This is a genomic window from Leucobacter sp. BZR 635, from assembly GCF_048061935.2.
In the GTDB taxonomy this organism is placed as follows: domain Bacteria; phylum Actinomycetota; class Actinomycetes; order Actinomycetales; family Microbacteriaceae; genus Leucobacter.
Map to the genome: position 1 here is coordinate 18,432 of NZ_JBLUNZ020000056.1, position 15,277 is coordinate 33,708.

Annotated in this window: 13 protein-coding genes and 1 pseudogene; 11 read left to right on the forward strand and 3 right to left on the reverse strand. The window is 67.7% G+C overall.

What is annotated here, in order from left to right; genetic code table 11:
* The first annotated feature begins 12 nt into the window (after positions 1 to 12).
* The 7 genes and pseudogenes from ACI1US_RS11550 to ACI1US_RS11580 all read left to right on the forward strand — a co-directional run bounded on the left by ACI1US_RS11550 (position 13) and on the right by ACI1US_RS11580 (position 6,003).
* Entirely contained in the window at positions 13 to 645 is a 633-nt protein-coding gene (locus ACI1US_RS11550; protein ID WP_416550138.1) for an NUDIX domain-containing protein, read from the forward strand.
* A 2-nt stretch (positions 646 to 647) separates the two neighbouring features.
* Positions 648 to 1,679 (forward strand): site-specific tyrosine recombinase XerD, encoded by a 1,032-nt coding sequence (locus tag ACI1US_RS11555; RefSeq protein ID WP_416550137.1) that lies wholly within the window; start codon positions 648 to 650, stop codon positions 1,677 to 1,679.
* A gap of 416 nt (positions 1,680 to 2,095) precedes the next feature.
* On the forward strand, positions 2,096 to 2,950 hold the full coding sequence (locus tag ACI1US_RS11560; RefSeq protein WP_416550139.1) for a ParA family protein: 855 nt from the start codon (positions 2,096 to 2,098) through the stop codon (positions 2,948 to 2,950).
* A 10-nt stretch (positions 2,951 to 2,960) separates the two neighbouring features.
* Positions 2,961 to 3,785 (forward strand): segregation and condensation protein A, encoded by an 825-nt coding sequence (locus ACI1US_RS11565; protein ID WP_416550141.1) that lies wholly within the window; start codon positions 2,961 to 2,963, stop codon positions 3,783 to 3,785.
* Positions 3,778 to 4,410 (forward strand): SMC-Scp complex subunit ScpB, encoded by a 633-nt coding sequence (gene scpB, locus ACI1US_RS11570; protein ID WP_416550140.1) that lies wholly within the window; start codon positions 3,778 to 3,780, stop codon positions 4,408 to 4,410. Before ACI1US_RS11565 ends, scpB begins: the two co-directional genes overlap by 8 nt.
* Before the next feature lie 85 nt (positions 4,411 to 4,495).
* Positions 4,496 to 5,296: pseudogene (locus ACI1US_RS11575) on the forward strand (pseudouridine synthase); the annotation flags it as partial.
* A gap of 320 nt (positions 5,297 to 5,616) precedes the next feature.
* A complete protein-coding gene (locus tag ACI1US_RS11580; protein WP_461640580.1) occupies positions 5,617 to 6,003 on the forward strand; it encodes a GNAT family N-acetyltransferase in 387 nt (128 codons plus the stop codon).
* 146 nt (positions 6,004 to 6,149) lie between these two features.
* On the opposite strand, the gene ACI1US_RS11585 is transcribed toward ACI1US_RS11580, so the two are convergent.
* The 3 genes from ACI1US_RS11585 to ACI1US_RS11595 form a co-directional block, all read right to left on the reverse strand.
* Positions 6,150 to 6,680 carry a PACE efflux transporter gene (locus tag ACI1US_RS11585; RefSeq protein ID WP_461640582.1) on the reverse strand — a complete coding sequence of 177 codons (531 nt, stop codon included), beginning with the start codon at positions 6,678 to 6,680 and terminating at the stop codon, positions 6,150 to 6,152.
* Positions 6,681 to 6,916: 236 nt separating this feature from the next.
* The gene (locus ACI1US_RS11590) at positions 6,917 to 8,164 is read right to left on the reverse strand and encodes an MFS transporter (RefSeq protein ID WP_461640584.1); all 1,248 of its coding nucleotides are present in this window, start codon (positions 8,162 to 8,164) and stop codon (positions 6,917 to 6,919) included.
* Positions 8,165 to 8,400: 236 nt separating this feature from the next.
* Positions 8,401 to 10,521, reverse strand: a complete 2,121-nt coding sequence (locus ACI1US_RS11595; RefSeq protein WP_461640586.1) for a choice-of-anchor Q domain-containing protein — start codon at positions 10,519 to 10,521, stop codon at positions 8,401 to 8,403.
* 184 nt (positions 10,522 to 10,705) lie between these two features.
* Between ACI1US_RS11595 and ACI1US_RS11600 the strand changes: the two genes are divergently transcribed.
* From ACI1US_RS11600 to ACI1US_RS11615, 4 genes are all read left to right on the forward strand, one after another.
* Entirely contained in the window at positions 10,706 to 11,794 is a 1,089-nt protein-coding gene (locus tag ACI1US_RS11600) for a prephenate dehydrogenase (RefSeq protein WP_416550142.1), read from the forward strand.
* Between the two features lie 6 nt (positions 11,795 to 11,800).
* Positions 11,801 to 12,526 (forward strand): (d)CMP kinase, encoded by a 726-nt coding sequence (cmk, locus tag ACI1US_RS11605; protein ID WP_461640588.1) that lies wholly within the window; start codon positions 11,801 to 11,803, stop codon positions 12,524 to 12,526.
* Positions 12,527 to 12,672: 146 nt separating this feature from the next.
* A complete protein-coding gene (der, locus tag ACI1US_RS11610) occupies positions 12,673 to 14,088 on the forward strand; it encodes a ribosome biogenesis GTPase Der (RefSeq protein ID WP_416550144.1) in 1,416 nt (471 codons plus the stop codon).
* A 267-nt stretch (positions 14,089 to 14,355) separates the two neighbouring features.
* On the forward strand, positions 14,356 to 15,225 hold the full coding sequence (locus ACI1US_RS11615) for a DUF817 domain-containing protein (RefSeq protein ID WP_461640590.1): 870 nt from the start codon (positions 14,356 to 14,358) through the stop codon (positions 15,223 to 15,225).
* Positions 15,226 to 15,277: the final 52 nt, after the last annotated feature.

Sequence of the window (15,277 nt, forward strand, 5' to 3'; positions counted from 1 at the left end):
AGGCCCGAGCTCATGCTCGCCGACGAGCCCGCACACGATGTGCGCGTGCTCGAGAGCCGTGAGCTCGTGGCCGGTCATGTGTGGGACATTAGGCGCGACCGGCTACAGTTCGCGGATGCCGTGCTTGAGCGCGACTTCACGGATCATCCCGGAGCGGTCGCCGTGCTCGCGCTCGATGAGCAGGATCGCGTGCTGCTCATTCAGCAGTACCGGCACCCGATCGCGCACCGCGACTGGGAGATCCCGGCAGGCCTCATGGACGTTCCGGGCGAGAGTGGGCTGATCGGCGCGCAGCGAGAGCTCGCCGAGGAAGCCGACCTCGCCGCTGAACAGTGGGATCTCCTGCTTGACCTGTTCCTCAGCCCCGGCGGATCGAGCGAGGCCGTGCGCGTATTCCTCGCCCGCGGGCTCGCACCCGCCACGCATGACTTCGTGCGCGAGGGCGAGGAAGCCGAACTCGTGCCGACGTGGATTCCGCTCGACGACGCGGTCACCGCGGTCCTCGAGGGCAGGATCGCGAACAGTATCGCCGCCGCGGCAGTGCTCGCCGCGGCGGCAGCCAAGGGGAGGGGCTGGGCGACGCTCCGCGATCCTCATCTCGCCTGGACCGCGCGCGACACGGTGCGCGGCGAACGATCGAAGTAGCGATGCAGCCGGATGCCGCAATCGGGAAGTACCTCAGGCACCTGAGCATCGAGCGCGGCCTGTCCGACAACAGCATGGCCGCCTACCGGCGTGACTTCGCCCGCTACGGGGAGTGGCTCGCGCAGCAGGGCGTCGACGACCTTACCGCGGTGACCCCCGAGACGCTGTCCGCCTACGTTGCCGCGCTCGCGACCGCGACCCGCGCGGCGAGCGAGGAGGGTGGGCCGCCCGTGCCCGCCTACTCGCCCTCATCGATCACGCGGATGGTGTCGACCGTGCGGGGCCTGCACCGCTTCCTTTTCGACGAGGGCGAGCTGCCCGACAACGCCGGACGCGGGGTGCGCACCCCGAAGAAGGGGCAGCGGCTGCCGAAGGCGATCTCGATCGAGGACGTCCAGGCGCTGCTCGAAGCTGTGAGCGGAGACGACCCCGTTTCGCTGCGCGACCGGGCGCTGCTCGAACTGCTGTACGCGAGCGGTGCGCGCGTGAGCGAGGTCACCGCGATCGACCTCGACGACCTGTACGCGGGCAGTGGCGGCGGCGCTGGCGGTTCTGCTGGCGGTTCTGCTGGCGGCGGCGCTGGTGGTGACGTGTGGGGTGACCCCGAGCGCGCGCTTGGGGACGGCGGCCTCATGCGCGTCACGGGCAAGGGTGGCAAGACGAGGATCGTGCCCTACGGCCGCTACGCGGGCTCCGCGCTTGCCGCCTACCTCGTGCGCGCCCGCCCGCAGTTTGCGGCCCGCGGATCCGGTAGCCCGGCGCTGTTCCTCGGCCCTCGCGGGGCGAGGCTCTCGCGCCAGAGCGCCTGGCTCGTGATCCGCGCGGCAGCCGAAGCCGCCGAGCTCACGGTCGAGGTTTCACCGCACACGCTGCGCCACTCCTTCGCGACCCACCTGCTCGCGGGAGGAGCCGACGTGCGCGCCGTACAGGAGCTGCTCGGACATTCTTCCGTGACGACGACGCAGATATACACGCAGGTCACCGCCGACACCCTCCGCGAGCACTTCGTGAACGCGCACCCGCGCGCGAAGTAGCGGGCCGCAGCTGCGCGGGAGCGGTTGGGCCCCAGCCCCGCGTGCGATAGCGCAGCGCCGGCGCTGCTCGTCAAATTGCGCACGCTGCTCGTCAAATCGCGCAGGATTTGCCCGATCCGGCGCTGTGCGGCGCAGCCGCTGCCTAGCCTTGGTGTTTGGGGAGCCCGCAGGTGCACACGGTGTGCCACCGCTCCCGCCGCCGGGCGTAACGCACCCGCCATAAGCCGGAAGTGGCCAGCCTGCCCGTGGGGATCGGGGAGTCTGGTCGCTTTCTTTTTCTTGTAAGGATTGGCGCCGTCGGGGTCGTCGCCCGTAGCGGCGCTGCCTGCACCGCCGCGCCGTGCTGGCGGCTGCACGCCGATCCTCCAGCCCGCGCCGCGATATGATGGGGTGTGAGCGAGGGAAGGGAATCGGAAGTGGCGAAGAAGCAGAGCGAGCTGGGGCCGACAGGGCGCCCGGATCGTGTGATTCCCGCGCCGAAAATGCTTGAGCGCCACGGACCCGCCCGCATCATCGCGATGTGCAACCAGAAGGGCGGCGTCGGAAAGACGACGTCGACAATCAACCTGGCCGCCGCACTCGCGCGCTACGGGCGTCGCGTGCTCGCCGTCGACTTCGATCCGCAGGGCGCGCTGTCCGCGGGGCTCGGCGTTCCCGCGCACGACGTGCCGACGATCTACGACCTCATGCTCGGCAAGATCAAGGATCCGCGCGAGACCGTGCAGCAGACCGGCACCCCTGGCCTTGACGTGATCCCCGCGAACATCGACCTCTCTGCTGCCGAGGTGCACCTCGTCAGTGAGGTCGCACGCGAGCAGATCCTCGGCGGCGTGCTTCGTCGCATCGCTGATGACTACGACGTGATCCTCATCGACTGCCAGCCCTCGCTCGGGCTGCTCACCGTAAACGCGCTCACCGCGAGCCACGGCGTGCTCATCCCGCTCGCGTGCGAGTACTTCGCGCTGCGCGGCGTTGCGCTGCTCGTCGAGACGATCGACAAGGTCCGCGACCGGCTCAATCCGTCGCTCGAACTCGACGGTATTCTCGCGACCATGTACGACCCGCGCACGCTGCACGCGCGCGAGGTGCTCGAGCGTGTCGTCGACACCTTCGGGGACTCGGTATTCGACACCGTTATCGGCCGCACCGTGAAGCTCCCCGACGCGCAGATCGCCGCGCAGTCGGTGCTTGAGTACGCGCCGTCGAACCCGGCATCCGAGGCATACCTGAAGCTCGCCCGCGAGCTCGTGCAACGCGGCGTGGTTGCCTGACCCGGTAGCCATGGCTGCGCTCGAGACCGAGGCCGCTCCGACGGGCGGTGACCCGGGCTTTCGGGTGTCGACGGGCGGTTTCGACGGCCCGTTCGACCTGCTGCTCAGCCTCATCGGCAAGCACGAACTCGACATCACCGAGGTGTCGCTGTCACTTGTCACCGACGAGTTCATCTCGTACCTCGCGACCCTCGAAGGGAAGGGGCTACTCGCCCTCGACCAGGCCTCCGAGTTTCTCGTTGTCGCCGCAACCCTGCTCGACATGAAGATCGCGAGCCTGCTGCCGCAGGGCGAGGTCGTCGACCCCGAAGATCTCGCGCTCCTCGAGGCCCGAGACCTGCTGTTCGCAAGGCTGCTGCAGTACCGCGCGTTTAAGCAGGCGGCCGAGTGGTTTCGTGAGCGGCTCGTCGCCGAGGAGTCGCGGCACCCGCGCCAGGTGCCACTCGAACCCAAGTACCGCGAGCGCGGCCCCGAACTCGTGTGGACGCTCTCAGCTGAGGACTTCGCGGCCATCGCGCTGCTCGCGTTCACGCCTCGCGAGATCCCGACCGTGGGCCTCGACCACCTGCACGCGCCGCTCGTGTCGATTCGCGAGCAGGCCGCGATCATCGTGTCGATGCTGAGGAACGGGCCCGCACGGAGCTTCCGGGAACTCATCGCGGGAGTCACCGAGAAGGGCGTCATTGTCGCGCGGTTTCTCGCGATCCTCGAGCTCTATCGGCGCGACGCCGTGCTCTTCGAGCAGGCGGAGCCCCTCGGCGAACTCAGCGTGCAGTGGTCGGGCGAAAACTGGAACGACGAAGAACTCTCCACGCTAGGAAGTGACTATGACTGAGCAGGTGCTGACTGAGCAGGTGCTGAACGAGGAGGCTCCCCACACGGAGCTCGACCGGGCGCGATCCGCGCATTCCCTCGCGCAGCAGCTCGAGGCGCTGCTCATCGTGGCCGACGAGCCGCTCTCTGCCATGACGCTCGCGACCGCCTGTGACCGCCCGGTGCGTGAGGTGCGCAAGACGCTGCATGAGCTTGTCGCCGACTACGACGGCACCGCGGCGGGCGGGGCTCCCCGCGGCTTCGAGCTGCGCGAGGTCGCCGGCGGCTACCGGTTTTACGTGCGCGAAAGCCTCGACCCCGTCGTCGCCGACTTCGTGCAGCAGCAGACCCCGGCGAAGCTCTCGCAGGCCGCCCTCGAGACACTCGCCGTCATCGCGTACCGGCAGCCGGTATCGCGCGGCGCGATCGCGTCGATCCGCGCCGTGAACGTCGACTCAGTCGTTCGCACGCTGCTTGCGCGCGGCCTCGTCTCAGAGGTTGGGCATGACGGTGAAACGGGAGCGATCCTCTACGGCACGAGCGACCAATTGCTCGGCCATCTCGGCATCGGGGACATCAGTGAACTTCCGTCGGTAGCTCCGCTGCTCGACGATGGATCGGAAGGATTTGACAATGAATCGCTCTAACGACGGCGACGACCGCGACGACCGCGACAACAACGGCAGCATCGGCGGGGAGTTCACCGTTGACGGACAGGCCATCGAGATTGACATGGCCGAGTGGGGGTGGGACCGCCCCGTGACCTCCGACTCCGCGCCCACCGAGCGGCCCGGAGAAGAAGGCACGATCAGGCTGCAGAAGGCGCTCGCGAACGCCGGCGTCGCCTCGCGCCGCGCCTGCGAGACGCTCATCACGAGCGGCCGCGTGCAGGTGAACGGCGAGCAGCAGCGCGAGCTCGGCTCCCGCGTGCACCCTGACACTGACGAGGTGCGCGTCGACGGTGTCGTTGTGCAGCTCGACTCGACGAAGCGCTACTTCGTGCTGAACAAGCCTGTCGGCGTCGTCTCGACGATGCAGGACGAGCAGGGCAGGCCCGACCTGCGCGAGTTCACCGATCAGGTGGAGGATCGGCTCTACAACGTCGGCCGACTCGACACCGACACGAGCGGACTGCTCATCCTCACGAACGACGGCGAGCTCGCCCACAAGCTCGCCCACCCGAGCTTCGGCGTCGAAAAGACGTACATCGCGAAGGTGCGTGGGGAGGTAACCGCGGCGGTGATCCAACGCATGCTCGACGGCGTCGAACTCAAGGACGGGCCGATGCACGCCGACCGCGCGAAACTGCTGCCGAACGGCTCAAGCAAGACGCACTCGCTCGTCGAACTCACCATCCACTCGGGAAAGAACCGCATCGTGCGCCGCTTCATGGCCGAGCTCGGGCATCCCGTTGAGGAGCTCGTGCGCCGCCAGTTCGGGCCTCTGAACCTCGGCACGCTGCGGGTTGGCGAACTGCGTGAGCTCTCGGCCGCCGAGCGCGGCGCGCTGCTCTCAGCCGGCGACGGCGACTCGACCAAGGGCGGCCGCTGGGGCGACAAGAAGACCGCCGTCACCGCCGGCCGGCCGGGCGACGGGAAGGGCGCGCGCGGCATGCGCGGAATCGCGTCGCGCGGCAACCCCAACGCCGGCCGGGCAAACCCCGAGCCGCGCGGCGACTTCGATGCACCGCGCGGGCGCGGCAAGGGCGGGGACTCACGCAGGAACTCCGGCGGCTTTGGCGGAGGATCCAAATCCTCGCGCGGGCGTTAGCGGCGGGCGCGTAGCCGCAGGCCGCCGCCTCACCCAACTACTGGTCAGTAAGCGCCAACATTCCGCAGTCTGTCAGCCCCGCAATGGCGCAAATTGACCAGGAGTGCACGGTCACTGAGGCGTGCGCCCTGCCTGAGGCCTGGGTTGCAGAGCTGCCGGGAACCGGAGTCATCGGGGCGCTCGTGCTCGGTGAAGCCATGGAGTATGTAGCTCCTGCCCTGGGGTCGGAGCTCTACGTCAGGATGCTGATTGCGAGCCGCCGTGTGGAGGCGAGCGGTGTCGGCCGGAGCCTCATGGAATTCGCCGAAGAGCGCGCGAGAAGCGCGGGCGTGCCCAGCCTGCGGGTCGACCGCGACGCGGGCGGCTCAGGAGATCTGGTGAAGTTCTATGAGTCTTGTGGCTATACCCGGCTCGGAGGCTTCGCGGTCGCGGGCTGGCCGGGAGAGGTGCTTGGCCGCGCAGTGAGCTGATGTGTCTCCGCACGCCCGCCGTTAGGGTGCACGCGGGGCACCCGGTCGCCGGGCCGCAGTGCGCTGTTCGCCGGGCGCCGGTCGCCGGGCCCGTTCGCCGCGCGCCTCGCGCTTGGCACGCTCACCAGAGCGCGAGAGCTAGCGGCCTACCGCGCCGACTCGGGAAGCCCCACGATCTTGTCAAACGCCCACGAGTACACGTAGGTGAATACGAGGAAGAACACGAGCAGGCTCGCCTCGATCATCAGCGCTTCAAGCAGGCTCACGCCGAGCATGAACGCGACAAGCGGCACCGTGAAGATGAGCACTCCGCCCTCGTAGCCGAACGCGTGGCCGAGGCGCACTAGGACGCCGCGGCCGGTCCATCCGAAGCGGCGTTCTGCGCGCTCGAATATGGTGTTCCAGGCGTAATTCCACACGGTTGCCGTGGTCGACAGGAGCACAGCCGTGAGCGTCGCCTGGCCACCTGAGTGGCCAAGCGCGCCGTTGAGTACGAGCACGGTGAACAGCACGCTGAGGAGCTCATAGCCGCCGACGTAGATCACGCGGCGAAGGATCGGGTGCATCGCGGCGCGTTGCGCGGGAGCGTTGACGGCGAGCATGCTGCCGGTGGTCGGGATGGTGAGAGAAGCGGTAGCGGGCGCTATCGACGGATCGTGGTGGCCTTGGCCGGTCACGGGTATCACTCCAGAAGCGAAAGTTTCGTTGCGGAGGGGTCTTGGCGCGACCGCACCTCCGGATTGCGGATTGCAACGTGATTTGAGCATATCTCAACTGATTCCGTTGCCGCAAGTCGGATGCCTGCCGGAAAGGTCGGTTTTGGTCACCGTCTGCCGCCAGTCGTCCGTCGCCAGCTGTCAGCAGTCCCCGGCGGCCAGTCCCAGCCCCCAACCCAAGCCTAAGCCGGCAATCGCTAGGCGCGCGCGTCCCGCCGCGCCGACCTCAACGCGACGACCGCGAGTGCCGCGCACCCCAGTGAGATCGCGCACGTGAACACGAGGACAGCGGGGGTCATCCCGAACGCCGTCGCCGCGACACCGAGCCCGAGCACGGGGATCGTGCTGCCGAGGTACGTGACCGCGTAGATCGCGTTGACCGTGGCAGCGTGCCGTGAAGCAGGCACTGCGGCGACCGCAGCGCCGAACGTCGTCTGGAACGCGACGCCCTGCCCGGCACCCGCGAGGAGGCACGCGAGGACGGTGAGGGCAGGGCTTGCGAGCGCTGTTGCCGCACCGAGCAGGAGGGCGCCGGTCGCGAAGGCGACGAGCCCGAACATGGCAGCCCAGCGGCCCCGCACCGGGAACAGCTGCACCGCCGCAGAAGCAAGCAGCGCAAGCGACGCAAGCAACCCGAGCATGGGTCGCGACGACGCCCCAAAGAGCTCAGCGAAATGGCCGGGGGCGAGCGAGAGTGCGAATCCGAAGAAGGCGAAGCTCATGAAGCCGACGAGCGCAGCCATGCGGATTGCGGGCAGAGAAGCTGCGACGGCAGCGGGCGTTGAGAGCTGCTGCGTTGCGGTGCTCGGGGTGGCGGCCTTCGCCGCGGCAAGGGGCCGGGACTCAGGGTGCGGCACGATGATGAGCACCACCGGGATAAGCGCGAGCAGCAGGATCGACCACACTACGAACGGAAGCTGTGTGGGCTCGCCAAACAGCGACAGCACGCCGCCGAGGATCGGCCCGACCGCTACGCCTCCAGAGGTCGCGAGCAGCGTCAGCCTGCCGCTGAGGGTAGGCCGGCCAGGAAGGAGCACGCGCAGTGCGCTCGAACCGGTTCCGGTAGCTGCCGCAATTGCGAGGCCCTGGACTGCGCGGGCCAGGCAGAACCAGGCGAGTGAGGGTGCGAGCGCCAGCCCGAGCGTGGCAGCGGATGTCGCCGCGAGCGCCCAGATGAAGACGGTGCGGCGGTTAGCGCGGTCGCCGAGCGGGCGGAACAGCACGAGGCCAACAAGCAGGCTGAGCACATAGCTTGCGAATGCGACGGTGATCCCGAAGGCATCGACCTGGAGCCGCCCGCCGATGAGCGGATACAGTGCCGTGGGGAGGTTCACCGCGGTGAGAAGCCCGAAGAGACTGACGATGGTGAGGGTCGCGCGGAGCTTGGGGCGCCGGAGGGAAACTGGCGCGCTGCCTGGCTGCGCGAGGGCATGGGTGGAGCTCAACAGAGTGCTTTCGTACTGGCAACCGGGGTAGTGGTTGCGTGCCGTGCTGCGGGAGCCGGGTGAGGCGTGCAGCGATGCGGGGCGCGGTTGGTTGACCGTACCCCGCAGAGCATTCAACCCTACGGCGGGATCAAGCGCAACCCGACCGCCTGAAACCCAAAGAGCCGGTCCAGCATCAGCTGGACCGGCTCAGGGGTGCTCAACGGCTCAGGGCTGTTGACGCTGGGCGGCTGCGATTATGCGCGTCCGCGGCGCCGCAGGGCGATCAAGCCAGCCCCGGCAAGGGTAGAGACGCCCGCCACGAGAATCCACGGCAGCAGACCGATCCCGCCCGTGTGCGCGATATCTGGTGGCGTGACCTCGCCGTCCGGGTCAGGCGTGACTTCCGGCACTGGCGGGGTGGGCGGCGGCGTGACAGTGGCATCCACTGCGGGGAGGATCGCCGCAGCGCTCTCGCGCGTAATCGTGAGGCCCTCGCTCGGGTCGCTGAGTGTGACCGTGAAAGAACGCGCAGCGAGCTCGCCCGAACGCTTCGTCGTGGGCACCGAGAACGTCTTTGCTCCGCTCTCGCCTGCGGCCCAGTGAACCGTTGCCTCGGATGCCGTGTAGTCGGTTCCGGCGATCGCGGTGCCGTCAGAGGTGCTGATCCGCACGGATGCCTCGGGGAGTTCGCGATCCGTGTCCGTGACGCTTCGCTCGATAGCGAAGACCGCGGTCTCGCCGTTCGCGACCGTGACATCGGCCACCACGCCAACCGATGACTCGGCGGGCAGCAGCGCCTCTTGGACCTCGACCGCGCCGATGTCGGCGTTGCCATTCGCGGGGCGTGGCAGGCCGCGCTGATCGGTGCTCAGCGGGCCAGCCTCGGTCACCGCGTCAACGAGGGGCGACGAGTCGGTGGGGAGCATGGTCGCCGTCGGCCCACCATTGTCAGCGAGGGGGCCGAGTTCGAGCGCCGCGAGGGGCAGCACCTGCGAGCTGCCCGACTCAAGGTCGGCGCTCGCGCTCGGGCTGGTGAAGACTGAGTCTGTGACGGTGATGACGTGCGGCGCGAGATCTTCTTCTGTGCGCGGCGTCAGCGGGTCGCTGCCGCCAGAGTCGATCGCCGAACGCGCGATGGCGAGGCGGTCTTCCGGCCCCTTACCGATGAGGTCAATCGTCGAGGCCACGGCAGTGACCTGGTCAAGCTCGATGCCCGCCGACCCGTAGGCCTCGGTGATGAACGCGCTCGACTTGTTGTCTGCCGCAGCCGCCGAACCGTCGAAGGTGCTGTTCTCAACCCTGAGCACCAAGGGCGTAGTGTCTGGGGCGTCATCGGCAGCGTCATCGGCTGCGCGCAGCATGGGTGGGGACGACAACAGGATCCCAGCGGCGCGAGCGTCGTAGCTCTCCTTGAACTCGCCGCCGATGTTGCCTGAGAACGTTGAGCCGCTCACGAGCACGCGGGGCTCTGCTGACATCGACTCTTCTCCCCACTCCGGCTGGTAGTCGATGGCACCAACTGCAACGCCCACGTTGTTCTCGAAGGTGCTGTCGACGATGCTAACTGGGATGACGCCCTCGCCGGCCGTTGCGAAGTCGCCCCCGAGGCTGAGCGCGCCTGTTTGTGGGCCCCAGTCCTCTTCGACGAGCTCACCGTTGTCGGCAAAGCGCACGCGCTCGATCCGGGCACCCGGGCCGGTGCCCGGGGTGAAACCGTGGAGCTCGAAAGCGGTCGCAAAGTTGTGTTCGAAAACAGAGTCGGTGACGGTAAAAGCCGCGTCCTTGAAAGACCACGCACCTAGGCCAACGCCGTTGCTGCTGAGCGTGCTCCCCGTCATCGTGAAGTCGTTGTCGGTGACCCCCTCAATGGCAACTCCCCGGTCATTGAAGCCAGTGATTGTGGTGTTTGTCACGCTGCTCGCGCCAACGTGGCTATCCGCGTAGCCAATAAGCACGCCGGTTGCGTCGGACTGGCCGTCTCCGGTGAGCGTCACGCCATCGAGCTGGAGCGCGGCCCCCTCGAAGCCGAGGAGAAAGTACTCCTCCGGCGACGCCGGGGCGAACTTGAGCTCGGTGTTGTCTTGTCCGTTGCCCTGCACCGTGAGTGCGACGCCCGATTGGAGGGCCTCGGTCACTGTCACGGTTGTCACCGACGCCGCGAATGTGATCGTGGTCGCAGTCTCGGGCGTCGCGTTTGCGGTGTCGAATGCCTCGCGCAGCGTGCCCGGGCCCGCGTTCTCACCCGAGGTGACCTCGATGGTGGTGGCGGCAGCCGGCGCGGGTGCAGCGATCGCGGGCGTGGCAGCACAGAGGGAGCCTCCCAAGAGCAGCACTGTTGAAAGCGCGCCTATGCGCGCGCGAAAAGAAGTCGTCATTCGGTCTGCTCCCAGCAAAAGTCCCCGTTGAAATTCACCCTTAGCTTACGTGCTTCATTGACAGATGGCAGCCCCGATCTTCGGCCGTGAGCCGAGCGCCCGAAAAGCCGCTAAAATCAAGGGAGTTTCATCTCCTGGCGCTGGCGTAGCGCCCGCAGCGCCACGAACGGAGAACCTACCCGCGATGAATGAGCTTGAACCCCGCGTCCGCGGTACTGTCCACATCGTCGGCGCGGGCCTCCTCGGCGCGAGCGTCGGACTCGGTCTGCGCGAGCGCGGCACCGACGTCACGCTCGAGGACATCTCGCCGACGGCGGTGGCGCTCGCCGCAGATTACGGGGCGGGGCGGATCAGGGCGCAGGGCGATCCAGAACCCGCCGTCGTCGTGGTCGCCACCCCACCCGACGTTGCCGCCGATGCCGTCGAGCGCGCGCTCACTGAGTTTCCCGGCGCGGTCGTCACCGACGTCACCAGCGTGAAGCTTGCGCCGTACCTCGAACTCGTGCGCCGCGGCGTTCCCCTGAAGAACTACGTTGGCTCGCACCCGATGGCGGGCCGCGAGCGCGGCGGCGCAATCATGGCGCGAGCTGACCTCTTTACCGCGCGCCCCTGGGTGATCTGCCGCGACCGTGACACCCCCGCCCAGGCACTCGCACTCGTCGAGGCCATCGCGCTCGATCTCGGCGGGGTGCTCGTCGAGATGACGCCTGAAGAACACGACCGCTCGGTTGGCCTCGTCTCGCACCTACCGCAGGTCGTGTCGAGCCTGCTCGCCGCACGGCTCGTGCCAGCGGCCGAGCAGGCGATCGCGCTCGCCGGCGGTGGGCTCCGCGACACGACCCGGATCGCGTCGAGTGACCCGGAGCTCTGGGTGCAGATCCTTGGCGCAAACCGTGAGCCCGTGCTTGAACTCCTCGAGGCATTCGCGGACGATATTGCGACCTTCACGGACGCGCTGCGTGAGGTCGATGCCCCCGGCGCGAAGCGTCGCGTTGCAGACCTGCTCGCGGCCGGGAACCGCGGTGTCGGAAGGATCCCGGGGAAGCACGGATCGTCCGAGCGGTTCATCCCGATAACCGTGCTCATCGACGATACGCCGGGTGAACTTGGGCGGCTGCTCACCGAACTCGGAGAACTCGGTATTAACATGGAAGACCTGCGCCTTGAGCACTCGCCGGGCGCACAGATTGGCTTTGCGGAAATCGCCGTGCTGCCCGAGGCCGCCGAACGCGCGGTCGCTGACCTCACCGAGCGCGGATGGAGAACACTGTAAATGGGTATGCACCCCGTAGCAACCGAGCCCATCCTCGTCGCGATCGATGGCCCCGCGGGCAGCGGCAAGTCGAGCGTCTCGCGGGCCGCGGCTGAACAGCTTGGCTTTGGGATCCTCGACACCGGTGCCGCGTATCGGGCGCTCGCTTGGGCCTGCCACGAAGACGCGGTCGATCTTGACTCCGAAGACTCCGTCATCGCGATGCTCGACGGCTGGGTCTACTCCATTACGCTTCGCGGCGAACAGCGCGTGCAGGTCACGCTGCCTGGCGGAAGCGAGGCGCTCGACGTTTCTGCAGTGATCCGCACCCCCGAAATCTCGAGCCAGGTGAGCCGCGTCTCGAAGCACGCCGAGGTGCGCGTGCGCCTGAACAACATGTTCCGCGAGATCGTGGCAAGCTCCGGCCTGCCCGGCGTGGTCATCGAGGGGCGCGACATTACGACCGTCGTCGCGCCTGATGCACCCGTGCGGATCCTCATGACCGCGTCGCCCGAGGTGCGGGCGACCCGCCGCGCGGGCGAACTCGTCGGCGCGAGCCACGAGCAGGTGCTCGCCGACATCCTGGCGCGCGACGCCAAGGACTCCGCGGTCGTAGATTTTTTCACTCCGGCCCCCGGCGTGACGCTCATTGACACGAGCGACCTGAACTTTGGGCAGTCGATCCAAGCCGTGATCGACACCGTTGACGAGGCCCGCGGGGCCCGCCCATCGAACGACAAGGAACGACGATGAACGAAGAACACGAATTTGATCTCTCGCAGGTCGACCCGAGCGAGATCATCTCGGGCGAGGTTGCTGAGGGCGAGATCCACGCTGACGCTGAGCTCGACGACGCCGGTTTCACCGGAGAGGTGACCGACGAGGAGCGCCTGCGCGCGATGCGCTCGACCCTCGATGCGTTCGAGCTCGAGGAAGACGACCAGGACATCCTCACCGCCGACGGCGAGTTCATCGGCTTCGCCGAGCCGAGCCTCGAGGCGTTCCCGGTGGTCGCAATCGTCGGCCGCCCGAACGTCGGCAAGTCGGCGCTCGTGAACCGTATCCTCGGCCGCCGCGAAGCCGTCGTCGAGGATATCCCCGGCGTCACCCGTGACCGCGTCACCTACCCGGCGCTCTGGAACGACCGGCGCTTCTCGCTCGTCGACACCGGCGGCTGGGAGCCCGACGCGAAGGGCATCGACGCATCCGTCGCCCTGCAGGCCGAGGTCGCGATCGAACTGTGCGACGTCGTACTGTTCGTCGTCGACTCGCGCGTTGGCGCGACCGCGACCGACGAGCGCGTCGTGCAGATGCTGCGCCGCTCGAAGAAGCCCGTCTTCCTCGTCGCGAACAAGGTTGACGATTCCGTCCTCGATCCCGAGATCGCCGCCCTGTGGTCGCTCGGGCTCGGCGAGCCGCGTGCGGTCTCCGCGCTGCACGGCCGCGGCGTCGCCGACCTGCTCGACGACGTCATGAAGGTGCTGCCCGAGGTATCGGCTGTCGCCCAGCCGAAGCTCGCCGGTCCCCGCCGCGTCGCGCTGCTCGGACGCCCGAACGTCGGAAAGTCGAGCCTGCTGAACAAGGCCGCCGGCGAAGAGCGCGTCGTCGTGAACGAGCTCGCGGGCACCACCCGCGACCCCGTCGACGAGCAGGTTGAGATCGCGGGCCGCGTCTGGACCTTCGTCGACACCGCCGGTATCCGCCGCCGCGTGCACCTGCAGAAGGGCGCCGACTTCTACGCGACGCTCCGCACCTCTGCGGCGCTCGAAAAGGCCGAGGTCGCCGTCGTGCTCATCGATGTCACGCAGGAGATTAGCGACCAGGATCTGCGCATCATCGACCTCGTGCTCGAGTCGGGCCGCGCGCTCGTGCTCGCGTTCAACAAGTGGGACATGCTTGACGACGAGCGTCGCAAGTACCTCGAGCGTGAGATTGAGCAGGATCTCGCGCACGTCGACTGGGCACCGCGCGTGAACATCTCGGCGCGCACGGGCCGCCACCTCGAGAAGCTCGTGCCGGCGCTCGAGGAGGCGCTGGAGTCGTGGGACACCCGCGTGCCGACCGCGAAGTTCAACGCGTTCCTCGCGGAACTCGTGCAGGAGCACCCGCACCCGCTGCGCGGTGGCAAGCAGCCGCGCGTGCTGTTCGGCACGCAGGTGCAGAACCGCCCGCCGACGTTTGTGCTGTTCACCTCGGGCTTCCTCGATCCCGGCTACCGCCGCTTCATCCAGCGCCGCCTGCGCGAGACCTACGGCTTCGAGGGCACCCCGATCCAGATCAACGTGCGCGTCCGCGAGAAGCGCGAGCGCCGCTAAGTAGCAATCGGAGCGCGGGCCTGCCTTGGCGGCCCGCGCTCTGGCGTTCCTGGGCGGCTTGGCTTCTGGCTGGCTCGGCTCCTGGCGGCATGTGGCGGCCCCGGCGATCCTTACTGACCCTTTTAATCGAGTCTGACGCGTATCTACCCGGATTTGGGGTCGGTTTAGATTAATTGGGTCGGTTTCGTCGTGTCCCGAGGGAGGGCGGGCGGACCCGGCCTTGGCACAGCAAAGCTGGCATAGGGTTGAGCGGTGAACGCAAAGCCAATGCCTGAGCACAGACTCACATCGCTTGAGCGCGCAATCGACCGGGCAATGAACCGGCTACTCGATGGCGCACCGGCCCACGGCTTCCGCGCGGTGGCCGTTGAGTGCGCGGTGTTCGTTTTGAAACAGGCCTGGGCCTGCATCTTCGGGTTCCTGCTGCTCGTCGTGCTCGTCGCGGCGAGACTCTGGTATCCCGAGGACGCGCTGCTCGCGCGCAACGACGCACTGACGATTGCTGCGGTGGTCATCCAGATCCTGCTGCTCGTATTCAAGCTCGAGACGGGCCGGGAGCTGTGGGTGATCCTGCTGTTTCACGTCACGGGCACGGTGATGGAGCTCTTCAAAACCGATGTCGGCTCGTGGGCGTATGAGGGGGAGGGGATCCTGCGGATCGGTGCGGTGCCGCTGTTTAGCGGATTCATGTATGCGGCCGTCGGCTCATACATGGTGCGCGTGTACCGGCTACACGACCTGCGGTTCTCGCGCTATCCAGCACGATGGTTGACGACGGTGATCGCCGTGCTCATCTATGTGAACTTCTTCTCGCACCACTTCATCGTCGACCTTCGGTGGGCGCTGCTCGCGGTCGTGATCGTCGTGTGGTTCCGCACCCAGATGCACTTCCGGGTGTATCGAGTGACGCTGCGCGCGCCGCTGCTCGCGGTTTTTGCGGGCGTTGCGGCGTTCATCTGGATCGCCGAGAACATCGCCACCTGGGCGGGCGCGTGGCTCTATCCGCACCAGGCCGACGGGTGGGAACTCGTCTCGCCGCAGAAGTTCATTGCGTGGTTCCTGCTCATGATCATCTCGGTGGTGATGGTGACCTGGGTGTATCCGCCGCGGGAGCCCGCGGGCTCCGTCAGGGACTAGACCTCTCGCGCGAAGGGTTGACAGGAAACAAGAATTCGCGATATTTAACACT